Origin of the sequence: Kitasatospora sp. NPDC091335, assembly GCF_044757205.1 — a bacterium.
Lineage (GTDB): Bacteria > Actinomycetota > Actinomycetes > Streptomycetales > Streptomycetaceae > Kitasatospora.
On the sequence record NZ_JBIVUM010000030.1, the window covers coordinates 41149 to 55724 of the forward strand.

13 protein-coding genes and 1 pseudogene are annotated in these 14576 nt (G+C 75.0%); 4 read left to right on the forward strand and 10 right to left on the reverse strand.

What is annotated here, in order from left to right; translation table 11 throughout:
• Window positions 1-23: 23 nt before the first annotated feature.
• Complete coding sequence (locus ACIQOW_RS37805; RefSeq protein ID WP_401092363.1) at window positions 24-1265, reverse strand: aminoglycoside phosphotransferase family protein; 1242 nt, start codon at window positions 1263-1265, stop codon at window positions 24-26.
• Between the two features lie 495 nt (window positions 1266-1760).
• On the opposite strand from ACIQOW_RS37805, the gene ACIQOW_RS37810 reads away from it, so the two are divergent.
• On the forward strand, window positions 1761-3242 hold the full coding sequence (locus tag ACIQOW_RS37810; RefSeq protein WP_401092364.1) for a hypothetical protein: 1482 nt from the start codon (window positions 1761-1763) through the stop codon (window positions 3240-3242).
• A gap of 91 nt (window positions 3243-3333) precedes the next feature.
• On the opposite strand, the gene ACIQOW_RS37815 is transcribed toward ACIQOW_RS37810, so the two are convergent.
• Complete coding sequence (locus ACIQOW_RS37815) at window positions 3334-3888, reverse strand: hypothetical protein (protein WP_401092365.1); 555 nt, start codon at window positions 3886-3888, stop codon at window positions 3334-3336.
• A gap of 289 nt (window positions 3889-4177) precedes the next feature.
• Between ACIQOW_RS37815 and ACIQOW_RS37820 the strand changes: the two genes are divergently transcribed.
• A complete protein-coding gene (locus ACIQOW_RS37820; protein ID WP_401092366.1) occupies window positions 4178-5689 on the forward strand; it encodes a HEAT repeat domain-containing protein in 1512 nt (503 codons plus the stop codon).
• Window positions 5690-5813: 124 nt separating this feature from the next.
• Here the strand turns inward: ACIQOW_RS37820 and ACIQOW_RS37825 are convergent, their stop codons facing one another.
• The 3 genes from ACIQOW_RS37825 to ACIQOW_RS37835 form a co-directional block, all read right to left on the reverse strand.
• Entirely contained in the window at window positions 5814-6656 is an 843-nt protein-coding gene (locus ACIQOW_RS37825) for an undecaprenyl-diphosphate phosphatase (protein WP_188295514.1), read from the reverse strand.
• Window positions 6657-6915: 259 nt separating this feature from the next.
• Entirely contained in the window at window positions 6916-7611 is a 696-nt protein-coding gene (locus ACIQOW_RS37830) for a class I SAM-dependent methyltransferase (RefSeq protein WP_401092367.1), read from the reverse strand.
• 207 nt (window positions 7612-7818) lie between these two features.
• The gene (locus ACIQOW_RS37835; protein WP_401092368.1) at window positions 7819-8352 is read right to left on the reverse strand and encodes a PadR family transcriptional regulator; all 534 of its coding nucleotides are present in this window, start codon (window positions 8350-8352) and stop codon (window positions 7819-7821) included.
• Between the two features lie 146 nt (window positions 8353-8498).
• Here ACIQOW_RS37835 and ACIQOW_RS37840 point away from each other — a divergent pair, with 146 nt between their 5' ends.
• Window positions 8499-9284, forward strand: coding sequence for an alpha/beta fold hydrolase (locus ACIQOW_RS37840; protein WP_401092369.1), 786 nt, complete (start codon window positions 8499-8501; stop codon window positions 9282-9284).
• A 99-nt stretch (window positions 9285-9383) separates the two neighbouring features.
• Complete coding sequence (locus ACIQOW_RS37845) at window positions 9384-10307, forward strand: aminoglycoside phosphotransferase family protein (RefSeq protein WP_401092370.1); 924 nt, start codon at window positions 9384-9386, stop codon at window positions 10305-10307.
• A 49-nt stretch (window positions 10308-10356) separates the two neighbouring features.
• On the opposite strand, the gene ACIQOW_RS37850 is transcribed toward ACIQOW_RS37845, so the two are convergent.
• The 5 genes and pseudogenes from ACIQOW_RS37850 to ACIQOW_RS37870 all read right to left on the reverse strand — a co-directional run bounded on the left by ACIQOW_RS37850 (window position 10357) and on the right by ACIQOW_RS37870 (window position 14396).
• Window positions 10357-11220, reverse strand: a complete 864-nt coding sequence (locus tag ACIQOW_RS37850; protein WP_401092371.1) for a biotin-dependent carboxyltransferase family protein — start codon at window positions 11218-11220, stop codon at window positions 10357-10359.
• Window positions 11221-11232: 12 nt separating this feature from the next.
• Window positions 11233-11859, reverse strand: a complete 627-nt coding sequence (pxpB, locus tag ACIQOW_RS37855) for a 5-oxoprolinase subunit PxpB (RefSeq protein ID WP_401092372.1) — start codon at window positions 11857-11859, stop codon at window positions 11233-11235.
• Window positions 11856-12632: a LamB/YcsF family protein gene (locus ACIQOW_RS37860; protein ID WP_401092373.1), complete on the reverse strand. Its 777-nt coding sequence runs from the start codon at window positions 12630-12632 to the stop codon at window positions 11856-11858. Before ACIQOW_RS37860 ends, pxpB begins: the two co-directional genes overlap by 4 nt.
• A gap of 214 nt (window positions 12633-12846) precedes the next feature.
• Window positions 12847-13152 (reverse strand): annotated as a pseudogene (locus ACIQOW_RS37865) (hypothetical protein); the annotation flags it as partial.
• 173 nt (window positions 13153-13325) lie between these two features.
• Complete coding sequence (locus ACIQOW_RS37870; protein WP_401092374.1) at window positions 13326-14396, reverse strand: IPT/TIG domain-containing protein; 1071 nt, start codon at window positions 14394-14396, stop codon at window positions 13326-13328.
• Window positions 14397-14576 lie beyond the last annotated feature (180 nt).

Here is a 14576-nt window from a genome sequence, read left to right on the forward strand (position 1 = left end):
GCGGGGTCGTACCTGTCGTCCGGTCAGCGGGTGCCGACCGCGGCGCGGACGGCCCGGCGGGCGAGTGCCGCGTCGTCGTAGAGCCGGCGGATCATGATCCGCTGCTCCTCGCCGGCGCCCGGCACGTCGTACAGCCGGATCTCGCGCATCAGCACCAGCACCAGGTTCACCAGGAAGGCGTCCCTGGCCAGCGTGCCGCCGTTCTGGGCGAGCTGGCTGATCTGCCGGCGCGCCGCGGTGTCCCCGGACAGGACGCTCCACAGCACCGCCAGGTCGTAGCCCGGCAGGTACCAGCCGGCCTGCTCCCAGTCGACCAGCACCGGGCCCGACGGCGCCAGCAGCATGTTGCTGAGCAGGGCGTCGCCGTGGCAGAGCTGGAGCGGGGTGGTGCCGAGGCCGTGCAGCAGGGCGCGCAGGTCGCCGGCGTCCCGGTCGGTGAGCTGGCCCACCGAGTGGTAGCGGGCGATCTCCATGGGGTAGTCCAGGCGGGGCTGGAACACGTCGGTCGGCGGCCGCCACAGGTTCAGCGTGCGGACCGCGGTGAGCAGCGCCCGCACCTCGCCCGGGGTGGGCGCGTTGACCGGGTGGCGCTCGCGGGCGGCCGGGCGCCCCGGGACGCGCTCCATGACCAGGACGCACCGGTCGTGGTCGGCCGCGACCAGCCGGGGCAGCCGCACCGGCGGACGGTGCCGGACGAACGCCCGGTAGACCGCCACCTCGTGGTGGAAGTCGGCCACCAGCTGCTCGAAGTACTCACTCCGCACCGCCTGCGGCGCCAGGCACTTGGCGACCACCGGAGCCCGTCCGATGGTGCCCGCCACCAGGATGTGGCGGCTGCCCTCGCGCAGGACCTGGCGCGGCGTGAACGCGGGACATATCCACGCGACACTGGCGAGCGCCGCCCGGACCGCCGGGGTCTGGAGCGCGGAGGGATCGATCCGTTCCGGGCCGCCGCCGGGCTGGCCGGGCCGCCGGGCCCGCAGCACCTGGCCGTCGGCCTGCCGGGCCAGTGGCATCCGGCCGCCGCCCGGCAGGGCGGTCTCGGGGGCGCGCAGCCCCAGCGCGGTACGGCCGGCCGGACCCAGCGCCGTACGGCCGGCCGGGACGACCCGGGTGTCCGTGGCCCGGCCCTCGGCGCCGCGCGGGGCCACCGGACGGCTCGTCGGCGGCACCGGCCTGGGGCCGGGGCGGCCGGCGGCTGCGGTGGGGGGGCGCAGCGCGGGGCGGGTCGCGGTGGGCGTCGGGGTCGTCGCTGAGGAGTACATGGGCTGAGGGTGGTCCCTTCCGGTCCGTCGGCGGGTGCTTCCCCGCGGGGGCGGGGGAGGGCCGGTGCCGTGTGCTTCCTGGCGTGACGGCGGCCCTGCGGGTGCTGCGGTGCGGCACGCGCGGTGCGGCGGGTGGTGAGCGGGCGCCGGGCACGGACGCGGGGTCGGGAACCCCTGTCCGGCAGTGCTCCGGCCGTCCGCACCCTGGGGAATGCGGTCGGCCGGACTGCCGTGGCCGTGCCCGGCGCCCCCGCGCCACCCGGCCGCGCCACCCCCTCGGGTGAGAACCGGGAGCGCCCCGTACCACCGTCGGGGGAAGGCCCCGACGCTGGTGGGACGCCGCCCGACCCGGGGGGCGAGGTGGCGCACTCCTACAACACACCCGTCGGGCACTGGCTTAGTAGTCTGGCGGGCCCTGGCGAACGGTGGCGAATGCTCGCCCGGCACTTGCCCGAGCCTCTAGCCTCGAACCAGCCGAGGAACCTGGGGGCTTCGTTGAGCAGGGAACCCAACACCCGACTGGCCGACATGTTCGTCCTGACCGGATGGTCGAAGGGCGAACTCGCGCGGCTGGTCAACCGTCGGGGTGCCGCGATGGGTCAGCTGCAGCTGTCCACCGACACGTCGAGGGTACGGCGCTGGATCGAGCAGGGGGAGATCCCGCGCGATCCGGTGCCGAGGGTGCTGGCGGCCGTGTTCACGGAGCGGCTCGGACGTGTCGTCACCACTGAGGACCTCGGTCTGGAACGACACCGGCCCACCAGGTCCGGAGCGGACGCGTCCGCAGCAGTGCCATGGTCGCCGGATCGAACAGCCGCGGTCCTCACCGAGTTCACGGGAATGGACCTCATGCTGAACCGACGTGGATTGGTGGGCGCCGGAGCCGCGCTCACGGCCGGGGCGGTCGTCGCCGACTCGCTGAAGGGCTGGCTGAGCGGGGACGCGGTCGCCTACGCGGCCTCCGTCCCCGGGCCCCGACAGGTGGTCGCCGGGAGCGGATCGCACCCGGTGGTCGACGTGTACGACGCGGGCCCGGTCGGGCTCGACGAGGTGGAGTCGCTGGAACACTCGGTGCAGGTGTTCCGGGCCTGGGACGCGGCCCGCGGAGGCGGGTTGCAGCGCAAGGCGGTGGTCGGCCAACTGAACGAGGTCGGCGGCCTGTTGACACACCGCCACGCACCCGCCGTGGAGCAGCGGCTGTGGCTGGTCGCGGCCAACCTGGCGGTGCTGGCGGGCTGGATGTCGCACGACGTGGGCCTGGAGCCCACCGCCCAGAAGTACTTCATGATCGCGGCCGACGCGGCCAAGGAGGCCGGTGACCGGCCGCGGGCCGGCGAGGCGATCTCCCGGGCCGCCCGGCAGATGGTGCACCTGGGCCGGGCCGACGACGCCCTCGACCTGATGTCGGCGGCCAAGGCGGCCGGCGGGCGGCTGCTGCCCAGGACGCGCGCCATGCTCAACACCGTCGAGGCGTGGGCGCACGCCTCGATCGGGCACTCGCAGGACACCTACCGGCTGCTCGGCGAGGCCGAGGACCTGTTCGCCGAGGAGGCTCCCGAACCGCCGCCGTCCTGGATGCAGGTGTTCGACGAAGCCGAACTGCGCGGCATGCAGGCCCTGGTGCTGCGCACGCTGTCCGAGCACGACCCGGCGGTGGCCCCCGAGGCCCGCAGGCACGCGGAGCGGGTGATCACCCTGCGGGAGGGCACCGGGCAGCTGCGGTCGGCGCTGTTCGACCGGATCACCCTGGCCTCGGTGCACCTGATCACCGGCGAGCCGGACGCGGCGCGGTTCCAGGCCAAGATGGTGATGAACCTGATCGGCCAGAACTCCTCGCTCCGGACCTGGGACCGGCTGCGGGAGATGTACCGGCTGACCGCCAGGTACCGGGGGCTGCCGGTGGTGGACGAACTGCGGGAGGAGCTGGGCCGGGCGCTGCGGGCGGTGGACGCCAAGAACCGGCGGCGGCTGAGCTGACGGGCGCCCCGCGGTGCGGCCCCCCGGGTGGTCGGGCCCCTGATGCGCGGACCTCGGGCCGGGGCTTGGAACGGGGATCGGGGCGGGGCGCTCAGACCGACCGGGCCGGGCGGAGCAGCATGCGCAGCGCGGTGACGGTGCCGTCCGGGCCGAGGACGGGCTCGCCCCCGAACTCGACGCCCTCCTGCCGTCCGTCGGACCGGCGGATCCGTACGGTGCCGGCGGCGGAGCGGCCGTGCACCAGGGCGTCGGTCATCATCCGCCGCAGCAGCGGCCGGTCCGCCTCGGGGAGCCGGTCCGGCAGCCGGTCGAGGCTGAGCGGGCCGTGGTCCGGGTCGCAGCCGAGGAGGAGGTAGGTCTCCGGGCTCCAGTGGGCGCCGTCGGTCAGCAGGTCCCATTCGGCGGAGCCGAGCAGGCCGTCGATGCCGTCGTGGTCGCCGCCGTCGCCGAGGTAGGGGCCGGACGGCTCCTGTGCCGTGCCGTCCACTCTGCCGTCCGTTCCGCTGTCGGCGTCGCCCGTGCCGTCGCCGCCCGCGGCACCGGAGGTGTCGCCGTCGGCCCTGCCGATCGTGCCGGTTCCGCCCGTCGGGGCGCCGTCCACCGTGGCGGCGCCCGGCGGGCGGATGGCACCTAACGGCATGTTCATGGCGGGCCCATCGCTCGGCCGCGGCCCACGGTGTGCGGACCGTTCGGGTGGTGAGAAGACTGTCGCACAGCGTTGTCACCCTTGCGGGCGATTTGGACAGAACGCAGACAAAGTTCCCCTGGCATATGCCACTGTGGCAGTAGCCGTCGTCGCCCTGTGTGCGGACGGGGGTCCGAGGCGGTAACCTTCGGTGATTCCGGCGCCCGGGCGCCCACCGCAGTACCCGACCAGAGACCCCGGCGACGGAAATCCCGTTGCCACTACGACCGCCGCAACGGATGCTGACCTCATGTTCGAGCCAGTGATAGCACCCAGTGCCAGCCTCCTGGGCCTCCTTCAGCGAGGCCGTGGTGACGGGCAGCTCCACGCGCTGGCCGCCGACCGTGCCGAGGCCATTTCCGCGCTGGAGGAGTGTGTCACCAGGGACCCGCGAGCCGACTGGCAGGTCGAGAGTCGCTCCCTCTACTACGCGCGCATCTACATGGACCTGGAAGCCCCCCTCGACGGCATCGAGGACCACCTCCACTCCGCCGAGGACCTGGTCACCGACGACGAGAGCCGCACCGGCCTCGCCCTCTCCGTCCTGGGCCACCTCGCCTCGTACGGCCGGCGCGACGCGCTGCTGATGCTGCGCGAGTACGCCGCCACCGGCGCCAACTGGTCCTGGGCCCTCGACGAACTCGCGCTGCGCGACGACGACCGCGGCCTGCTGCTGCTCGGGACCGCCGTGCTGGACCACTTCCCGCCGGGCCCCGAGGGCGACGCCGAGCTGCGCGAGTTCATCCGCAACGCGTACGAGCCCAGGCCCTGGCGGCTGTGGGCCTCCTACCACCCGAGAGTGGCGGCGGCCAGCGAGCAGTCACCCTTCGACCTGTGGCAACGCCAGATCAACCGCAGCGGCGTCACCCCCGGCTGGTCCACCGCCGACGTGCTGGCCTGGGCCGACCAGGGCGAACTCGGCGGCCTCGGCGCCGGTGCCTTCCTCGGCCGGCCCGACGCCCGCACCGAGCCCGTGCGCGACACCGACCCGCAGTCCGGCCCCGACGCGGTGGACCGCCGCGCCGCCGCGGCCGCCCGCTGTCTGACCGCCGTGGTCCGGCCCGAGGACCGCCCGCTGCTGGTGGAAGCCGCGCGCGGCGGCCTGCCCGGCGCCCGCCGGGCCGCCCTGCGCCACCTGGTCGAGCAGCGCGACCCGGCCGCCGTCGAGCTGATCGAGACGGCCGCCGCGGACGTGGACGACCGGATCGTCCGGGCCGCCCTGGAACTGCTCGGCCGGATGCGCGGCCCCGAGGTGCTGGCGCAGGCCCGCCGCTGGGCCGACCCGGCCACCGGCGGTGCCGACAGCGCGCTCGGCGAGGCCGCCGTCCAGCTGCTCGCCGACGCGGGCGAGCCGGGCGACGCGCCGCTGGTGGTGGCCGGGCTGCGCCGCTGGATCTCCGTGCGCGGGGTCAGCGGTACCGGGCTCGGGTCGCTGGTGGACGGTGCGGGGCGGCTGGTCGCCGCCGACGCCGTACCGGTCCTGCGCCACGTCTACGGGGAGGCCGGCTCCTCGGAGCTGCGCGGACGCGCCGCCCGCGCGCTCGCCGTGACCGATGTGCACTTTCCCGAGGGGCCCGCTGTCGAGTGCCTCTGGGACTGCGAGGAGTCCACGCGTGAGCTCGCCGCGCGCCATGTCGCCACCACGGGCGACGCGCGTGTGCTGGAGCGGTTGCGCAGGCTCGCCGCCGACCCGGCCGAGGAGGCCGAGGTCCACGCCGCCGTACGCGGCCGCCTGACCGCCGCCCGGGAGCACGGGCGTTAGGGTCGGCCCACAACGTTCAGTGGGCCGGGACACCGACACGGTGTCCCGGCCCACTTGTTTCCGCGGGTCCTCGTACGCTCTGCGGTTCTCGTACGTTCTGTGGTCCTCGTACTGAAATCCGGTTCTACTTCACCGCGCCCGCGTCCGGGGTCAGCACGCCTCCGATGACCAGTCCGATGATCAGGACGCCGAGGAGCACCCGGTAGACCACGAACGGCATGAAGCTGTGGGACGAGATGTACTTCAGGAACCACGCGATGGCCGCGTAGCCGACCACGAAGGCGATCACGGTGGCCAGGATGGTCGGACCCCAGGCCGGGGACGGGCCCTCGCCGATCTTGAACAGCTCCAGTGCCCCCGAGGCGAGCACCGCCGGGATGGCGAGCAGGAACGAGTAGCGGGCCGCCGCCTCCCGGCTGTAGCCGAGCAGCAGGCCGGCGCTGATCGTGCCGCCGGAGCGGGACACGCCGGGGATCAGCGCCAGCGCCTGGGCCAATCCGTAGGTGCCCGCGTGCGGCAGCGTGAGGTCGGTGATCGGACGGGCGTGGCGGACGGCCCGGGTGCGGTCGGCGAACGCCAGGATCAGGCCGAAGACGATCAGCGTGGTGCCGATGATCCGCAGGTCGCGCAGGTGGGTCTCGATGGTGTCCTGGAACAGTTTGCCCAGGATGCCGATCGGCAGGGTTCCGATGATCACGAACCAGCCCATCCGCGCGTCCGGGTCCGAGCGCAGCGCCGGCCGGAACAGGGACAGCGACCAGGTCTTGATGATCGAGGCGATGTCCCGGCGGAAGTAGATCAGCACCGCCGTCTCGGTGCCGAGCTGGGTGACGGCGGTGAAGGCCGCGCCCGGGTCGTCCCAGCCCAGCAGGGCGGAGAAGACCCGCAGGTGGGCGCTGGAGGAGATCGGCAGGAACTCGGTGAGTCCCTGGATCAGGCCGAGGACGGCCCCGTGGAACCAGTTGATCACCGGACACGCGCCGGGGATATCCGTCGGGCGTGGGGCAGGGGCGGCATGGGCGGGTCCTTGCGGGTCGGAAGGGCGGGCGGGGCCGCCGCGGCCCGCCCGGCCCGCGGGCCGCGCGCGAGCACGGCGCGCGGCTGATGGTACGGGGTGAAGGTGACGGTTCTTTGTTCACCCTGTGTTCGACCGTTGCGCGCGGAGCCGGTCCCGGTCCGGAGCCGGTGTCAGGGGCGGCTCGGAGCACGGGCCGCACGCGGCCGGTTCAGAGCACGGGCCGCGCGCGGACCCAGGTGCGGTCCGCGGTGAGGTAGCGCTCTACCACCAGGTCCGCCTCCGCGAGCGCCTGCTCGAACGCCTCGGTGTCGAGCGGGCGGGACAGGAAGGTCTGGGTCCAGGTGCCGTCCGGGAAGGTGTACTCGAAGCGGACGGAGTCGACGCCGTCGCCGACCGGCGTGGCCGAGACCAGCCGGGACCACGCGTCCGGGCCGATCCGGTTCTCCCGCGGCACGTTGCGGTGCCAGTCCTCACCCTCGCGCTGCACCAGCACGCAGCCGTCCTCGCCGACGTGCCGGCGGCAGGTCTCCAGCAGGCCCCGGCGGACGGCGACGTCACCGGCGTGCACCAGGAAGGAGGCGAGCATGACGACGTCGAAGCGCTCGCCGAGGTCCAGCTCCTCGATCGGGCTGCGCACCGTGCGGACGCCGGGGCGGATCCGGGCCAGCATTTCGGCGGACTCGTCCACGGCCGTCACGGTGAAGCCGCGGTCGGTCAGCGGGTGCGTCATCCGGCCGACGCCGCAGCCCAGTTCGAGGATGCGGGCGCCGGGTGGCACCGCGGCCTCGATCACGTCCGGGGCGTCGCCCACGGGGAGGCGGCTCCAGACCTCGACGGCGCAGCCGTCCGGGGTGATCGCGCCCTCGCCCGTTCCGTCGTAGCCCTCGCGTCGCTCGTCTGCCATGCCGTTCATCCGAACACGGACGGGCGGGCCGGGGGAAGAGGGCGTCGGAACGGGATTGCGGTATACCCCATGGGGGTATAACTCGACCAGTGACGGAGCAGGAGAGGCGGCGTCGAACGGGGCGCCGGGGCGAGCGGAGGATGACATGGCACACCCCGCACGGCACGAGCACCACCAGCAGCACGGGCACGCCGACCAGTGGCCGTTCTAGCGCGGGGCGCCCTCCAGGTCGGACAGGGTCGCCTCCAGCCAGCCGAGTTCGGCCTCGGTGGTGGCGCGGGCGACCAGCAGCAGCCCGCGCCGGAACGGATCCGTGAACTCCTCGGCGCGGATCGGGCGGTCGCCCTCGTAGAAGAAGCCGGCGGGCTCGGCGAGGAAGGCGAGCCGGCGGCGGAGCACTGCGGCCTGGGCGGCCGGGTCGGTCAGGTGCCGCAGGAAGGCGAGCAGGGTGAACCAGCGGTTCTCGTCGCTGACGTCGAGCGGTTCGGGCTCGCGCAGCCGGTCGAGCAGGGCGGTGCGGCCGGCCTCGGTGAGGTGCAGGGTGTGCCGGGGGGCGGCGGCGCTGCCCGGCTCGGTCTCGCGGACGAGCAGGCCGTCGGCCTCCAGGCGCTTGATCGCGGGGTAGAGCGTGCCGTCGCTGATCGGGCGGACGTGGCCGGTGAGCGCGGCGAGGTGGCGGCGCAGCTCGTAGCCGTGCAGCGGCCGGTCGTACAGGAATCCGAGGATCGCGAGCTTCAGCATGGGGTCACTCTCTCAGATCCGTCCCTCGGGGCGTGGGTATATCGCTATCGCGATACCTCGGGATCGATGTATGGTCCTGCTCGTCCGCCGGAACCCCCGGAGCCGGCCCGCCGGTGCCGGGACCCCTGAAAGAGGAGCGTGTGAGCATGCGCGAGGCCCCCGTCACCCCGAACGGCGACCGGATCCGCTGGGTCGAGCTGCCCGGTGCCGAACTGCCCGGTACCGAGCCGGCCCGGCTCTACCTGCACGGGCTCGGTGCCAGCTCGCCGGCCTACTTCGCGGCCGCCGCCGTCCACCCGTTGCTCGCCGGGCGGCGCTCGCTGCTCCTGGACCTGCTCGGCTTCGGCCTCAGCGACCGGCCGACGGACTTCGGCTACACGCTGGAGGAGCACACGGACGCGGTCGCGGCGGCGGTCGCGGCCGCCGGGCCCGACCGGGTCGAGGTGGTGGGCCACAGCATGGGCGGGGCGGTCGCGATCGTCCTCGCCCACCGGCACCCGCGTCTGGTCGAGCGGCTGCTCCTGGTGGACGCCAACCTGGACCGGATCGAGCCCGACCGGCGCCGCCCCGGCAGCAGCGGCATCGCGGCCTACACCGAGGAGGAGTTCCTGGCCGGCGGCCGGGACGAAGTCGCCGAGCGGGTCGGCCCGTTCTGGTGGTCCACCATGCGGCTGGCCGGTCCGGAGGCGGTCCACCGCAGCGCCCGCCACCTCGCCCGGGCGACCGCCCCGTCCATGCGCGAGCTGCTGCTCGGTCTTGACCTCCCGCGCACCTTCCTCCACCCGGTGGCGGACGGCGAGCCGGCGGGCGCCGACGCCCTGCGGGCAGCGGGCGTGCGGGTGGTCGCGGTGCCCGACTGCGGACACAACATCATGCTCGACAACCCGGACGGCTTCGCGGCCGCGGCGGCGGAGGCGCTCGGGCTGGGGTGACCGGGCGGGGTGATCGGGCGCTCGGGCGGACGGCGACCGGGCGGGGCCGGCCGCCGTCCGCCGTAGGGTGAGGTGAACCGCCCGAGAGGAGCCCGTCCGATGTCCGTCGAGGTACCACCCGCGCTGGCCGCGTCCCTGGAAGGGTTCCTCGGCGCAGAGGGGCGCGCCTGGACGGCCGGACTGCCCCTTCTGGCGGCCGAGTTGTTCGACCGCTGGGAGCTGCGCCCGGACGGGCCGGTCGCGCACGGCGTGGTCGGGCTGGTGCTGCCCGTGCTGCGTGCCGACGGGACGCCGGCCGTGCTCAAGCTCCAGCCGGTGGACGAGGAGACGGTCGGCGAGCCGCTCGCCCTGCGGGCGTGGGGCGGCGGCAGCGCCGTCCGGCTGCTCGATCACGAACCAGCCACCGGTTCACTGCTGTTGGAGCGCCTGGACCCGGCGCGCTCGCTGCTCGACCTCCCCGACGACCTCGCGGCGCTGCGCGTGGTCGCCGAGCTTCTGAGCGAACTGACGAGTCATCAGGCTCCGTCCGGGCTCAGGACCTTGGCGGACGCGGCGGGCCGCCTGCTGGAGGCGGCCCCGGCGGTCACCGCCTCCCTCGCCGACCCGACGGAACGGCGCCTGCTCGCCGACTGCGCGGCCGCCCTGCGCGAGGCCCGCACCGAGCCGGGCGACCGGCTGCTGCACTGGGACCTGCACTACGGCAACGTGCTGGCGCCGCTCCCGGGCAGTGGCCGGGCGCCCTGGCTGGCCATCGACCCCAAGCCGTTGGCCGGCCACCCCGGCTTCGAGCTGCTCCCGGCGCTGCGCAACCGCTGGACGGACCTGGTGGCCACCGGGGACCTCGCCCGGGCGCTGCGGCGGCGCTTCGACCTCCTGACGGAGGTGCTGGAGCTGGACCGCGAGGTGGCGGCGGCCTGGACGCTCGCCCGGGTGCTGCAGAACGCGGTCTGGGCGGCCGAGGAGGGCGAGACGGGGCTTGACCCGGCTCAACGCGCCGTCGCCGAACTGCTGTTGGGGCGTTGAGCGCGAAGCCGGCGCGCGGTTCGGCGCCCCCCGGCCCCGGCCAGGCGGCTCAGTGTTCCCGCAGCGGCACGAAGCGCACCGGCGTCCCCGGCCTGGCCTGCGCGGCGGCCGGCAGGTCGCCGGCCGGCACGACGCCGATCACCGGGTAGCCGCCGGTCGTCGGGTGGTCGGCCAGGAACACCACCGGCTGCCCGTCCGGCGGGATCTGCACCGCGCCCGACACCATGCCCTCGCTGGGCAGTTCGCCGTCCCGGGCGCGGGCGACCGGCGGCCCCTCGGTGCGCAGCCCGACCCGGTTGCCGGTCGGGGAGACCAGGTACCGGTCGCGGCCGATCCGGGCCACCGCCTCCGCGGTGAACCAGTCCGCGCGCGGCCCGAGCCGCAGCCGCAGCACCAGTTCGGCCGGGGGAGCGGGCAGCGGCACCAGTTCGGGCCGGGCCCGGTACGGCGGTGGGGGGCCGACCGGCAGCCGGTCCCCGGCGGCCAGCGGGGCCGGTCCGAGCCCGGCGAGCAGGTCCGCCGAGCGGCTGCCGAGCACCGGTGGGACGGCGATCCCGCCCGCCACCGCCAGGTAGCCGCGCACCCCTGCCGTCGCCGCGCCGACCTCGACCACGGCCCCGGCCGGCACCACGACCGGCGCGCCCCAGGCGGCCGGCCGGCCGTCCACCCGCACGGGCGAGGGCGCACCGGTGACGGCGACCACCACCGTCCCGACGGCCCGCAGCGCGACCCCGCCGAGCGTGGTCTCCAGGCCCGCGGCCCCCGGCTCGTTGCCGACCAGCCGGTTGGCGGCGCGCAGCGCCGGCTCGTCCAGCGCTCCTGCCCTGGGCACCCCGAGGTGGGCGACCCCGCGCCGTCCGAGGTCCTGGACCGTGGTCAGCGGGCCGGGGCGCTCCACCACCAGCTCGTTCAACTCCGCCTCCCCTCAGTCCTGTTCGGCCGTGAAGCGGACCCTGGTGCCCGGGGCGAGCAGGGCCGGGGGCTCGCGGCCGGCGTCCCAGAGGGGCAGCGCCGTCCGGCCGATCAACTGCCAGCCACCGGGGGAGCGGTGTGGGTAGACGCCGGTGTACGGGCCGGCCAGGGCGACCGAGCCGGCCGGGACGGAGCTGCGCGGGGTGGCCCGGCGCGGCACCTCGTACCGTTCCCGGAGGCCGGTGAGGTAGCCGAAACCGGGGGCGAAGCCGCAGAAGGCGACGACGTACTCGGGTCCGGTGTGGATCCGGACGGCGGCCTCCTCGGACACCCCCCAGAGTGCGGCGACCTCGGCCAGGTCGGCGCCGTCGTACACGGTCGGGACCTCCAGCAGCGGCCCGTGCGCCGCCCCGGCCGCGGCCGGCCGGGCGGTGCGCAGCAGCGCCGCCACCGCGTCGACGTCCGCGACGCCGTCCAGCAGCAGGGTGCGCGCGGCCGGTACGAGCTCCTCCACCGCGCCGAGTGCTCCCGCCTCCCTGCGCTCGCTCAGCCAGCCGTACAGCGCGGCCACCTCGGCCGTCCCGGGCAGCTCGACCAGCAGCGCCCGCTCGCCGACCCGGTGCACCGCCCCCACCGTCACGTGAAGGCCTCCACCCGGACTCCGGCGGAGGCCAGGGCGCCGCGGATCCGCCAGGCGAGCTGGGCGGCGCCCGGGGTGTCGCCGTGGACGCACAGCGAGCGGGCCTCGACGGCGACCCGTTCGCCGCCGGCGGCCTCCAGGGCGTGGTCCCTGGCGATGCCGACGGCGCGGGTGATCACCGACCCGGGGTCCTCCACCACCGAGTCCGGCTCGCGGCGCGGGACGAGGGTGCCGGCGCGGGTGTACGCGCGGTCGGCGAAGGCCTCCGCCACCACCGGCAGGCCGACGCCCTCGGCCACCTCCAGCAGCAGCGAGCCGGGCAGGCCGAGGACGGGCAACGGCCCGTCGCAGACCGCGCCCGCCCGCAGCACGCCGGCGACCACGGCCTCGGCCTGCTCGGAGTCGCCGACCACCCGGTTGTAGAGGGCGCCGTGCGGCTTGACGTAGGAGACCTTGGAACCGGCGGCGCGGGCGAACACCTGGAGGGCGCCGATCTGGTAGGCGATCTCGTCGGCGAGCTCCTCCGGGGGCACGTCCATCGAGCGGCGGCCGAAACCGGCCAGGTCGCGGTAGGAGACCTGGGCGCCGATCCGGACGCCGCGTTCGGCCGCCAGTGCGCAGACCCGACGCATCGTCGACGGGTCCCCGGCGTGGAACCCGCAGGCGACGTTGGCACTGGTCACCACGGACAGCAGCGCCTCGTCGTCGGTCAGCGTCCAGCGTCCGAACCCCTCGCCGAGGTCCGCATTGAGATCGATCACCGCATCGGCCACGCCCGTCCGCCTCCCAGCAGCTGTTGAGCCAGATGGTAGGGCCTGCGGATGAAGGCCGTTGTCCGTGACCCGGTGCCCCGCGGGCGCTGCGGCGTGTGCCCGGGAGCGCACGCCCCGGGGCGGCGCCGCGCCGGGCCGCCCCGGGGGCCGTACGGGGTCGTGAGGGGGTGCGAGGGGTCGCTCGGGTCGGTGAGTGCGCCGGGGCCGCCCGGGTTCAGTGCGCGGGAGCCGATTCCCGGAAGGCGCGCTCCAGCGGACGCAGCGCCCGCAGCACGATCAGCAGCGGTAGGACGCCGAAGACCCCGAACGACATGTCGATGAATCGCCATGTCGGCGGAATTCCGCGCAGCGGCCCGCAGACCAGTGCCAGCGGGATGACGGCTCCGCAGGCGAGCACGGCCCAGCGGATCACCCAGACGTTGCGGACCGGGTCCTTGAGCGGCCCCCAGAAGGCGGCGGCGATCACCAGGTGGGCGAAGGCCAGCCAGTCGGTGCCGTAGGCGAGGAAGGGGTAGCGCTCGTTGCACGTCGAAGTGCAGGCGGAGCCTTGTCACGCCTGCGCGGAACCGACTCTAGACCTATCTTTGAACGTGTTCAACACGCCTGTCGAAGGGAGGCCCCGGAACGCACCGGTGCCCGGGTTCCGTGGAACCCGGGCACCGGTGGTGGCGGCGCGCGCGCCGCGGACGGCCGTTACGCCGTGTAGGTGTACGTCGCCGGCGCGCTGGGCCCGCCCGCCGTGGTGACGGTGATGCCCACCGGCCCGGGCTGGGCGCCCGCCGGGGCCGTGGCCGTGCAGGCGGTCGGGCCGCAGGAGACGTGGGCGGCCGGAACCCCGCCGAAGGCCACCGTCCCGTACGTCAGGTTGCTGCCGAACACGATCACCCGGGTGCCGCCGGCGGCCGGGCCGGAGGCGGGGGACAGGCTGCTGATCGTCGGCGCGGCCGGGGTCGGCGGGGTGCCGGTGTAGTCGAAGGCGGCGGGCGCCGCGGCCGTGCCGCCGGGCGTCACCACGCTGACCGGGGCGTTGCCCGAACCCGCGGGCGTGGTCACCGTGCAGGCGGTGTCGGTGCAGCGGCCGGGCGCCGGGAGGCCGCCGACCAGCACCATGCCGCCGGCCAGGTTGCTGCCGCTGACGGTCACCGCGGTGCCGCCCGCGGCCGGGCCGGTGGCGGTGTCGAGGCCGGTGACGGCCGGGGCGGCCTGGACGGTCGCCGGCAGGTGGCTCTTGCTGACGAGGTCGTAGGCGGAGATGTGCCCGGTCGGGTCGGTGTCGTTCGGGTTGGCGACCGTCGCGGTGATCGTGCCGGCGATCGGCACGCCGGGCGTGGTGGCCAGGTTGAGCTTCATGAAGTTGTAGCTCCCGGGAGCCCGGGTGGCGGTGAACACGGCCTCAAGGTGGCGGTGGTCGGGGGAGAGGGCCGTGGTGAAGGTGTAGTCCGGCGGCGTGGGGAAGAACATCGCGCCGTCGGTGGTGACGCCCGGCGGCAGGTCGAGGGTGATGTGCGTGGGCCCGGTCACGTCCGCGGTGCCGGACGTGGTCCAGCCCACCGACATGTTGCCGGTGGTGAAGAAGCCGCCGGGGTAGTTCCCGCCCTGCGACACGGTCACGTGCTGGACGGAGGCCGACGGAGTGCCGGCCGGGGCGGCGGTGGCGGTCGCACCGGTGGCGAGGACGGCGCCGGTGGCGAGGACGGCGCCGGTGGCGAGGGTGGTCACGGACAGCGCGGCGGCGAGGCCCGCTTTGGCCAGTCGGGTGATCATGCGTCGATCATCACCGAACTATCGCGCCGTCCTCACGGTTTTCTCGAATGCGGGTTCGAGAATGGCGGAATCCCGTCGAAACCGCGTTGCGAAATCGCCCCTCGCACCCTCGCCGACCTGCCGCTCCACCCGTCCGCAAGGCCCGTTTCGGTCGATGTCGGTGCGAACCCCTAATCTTGT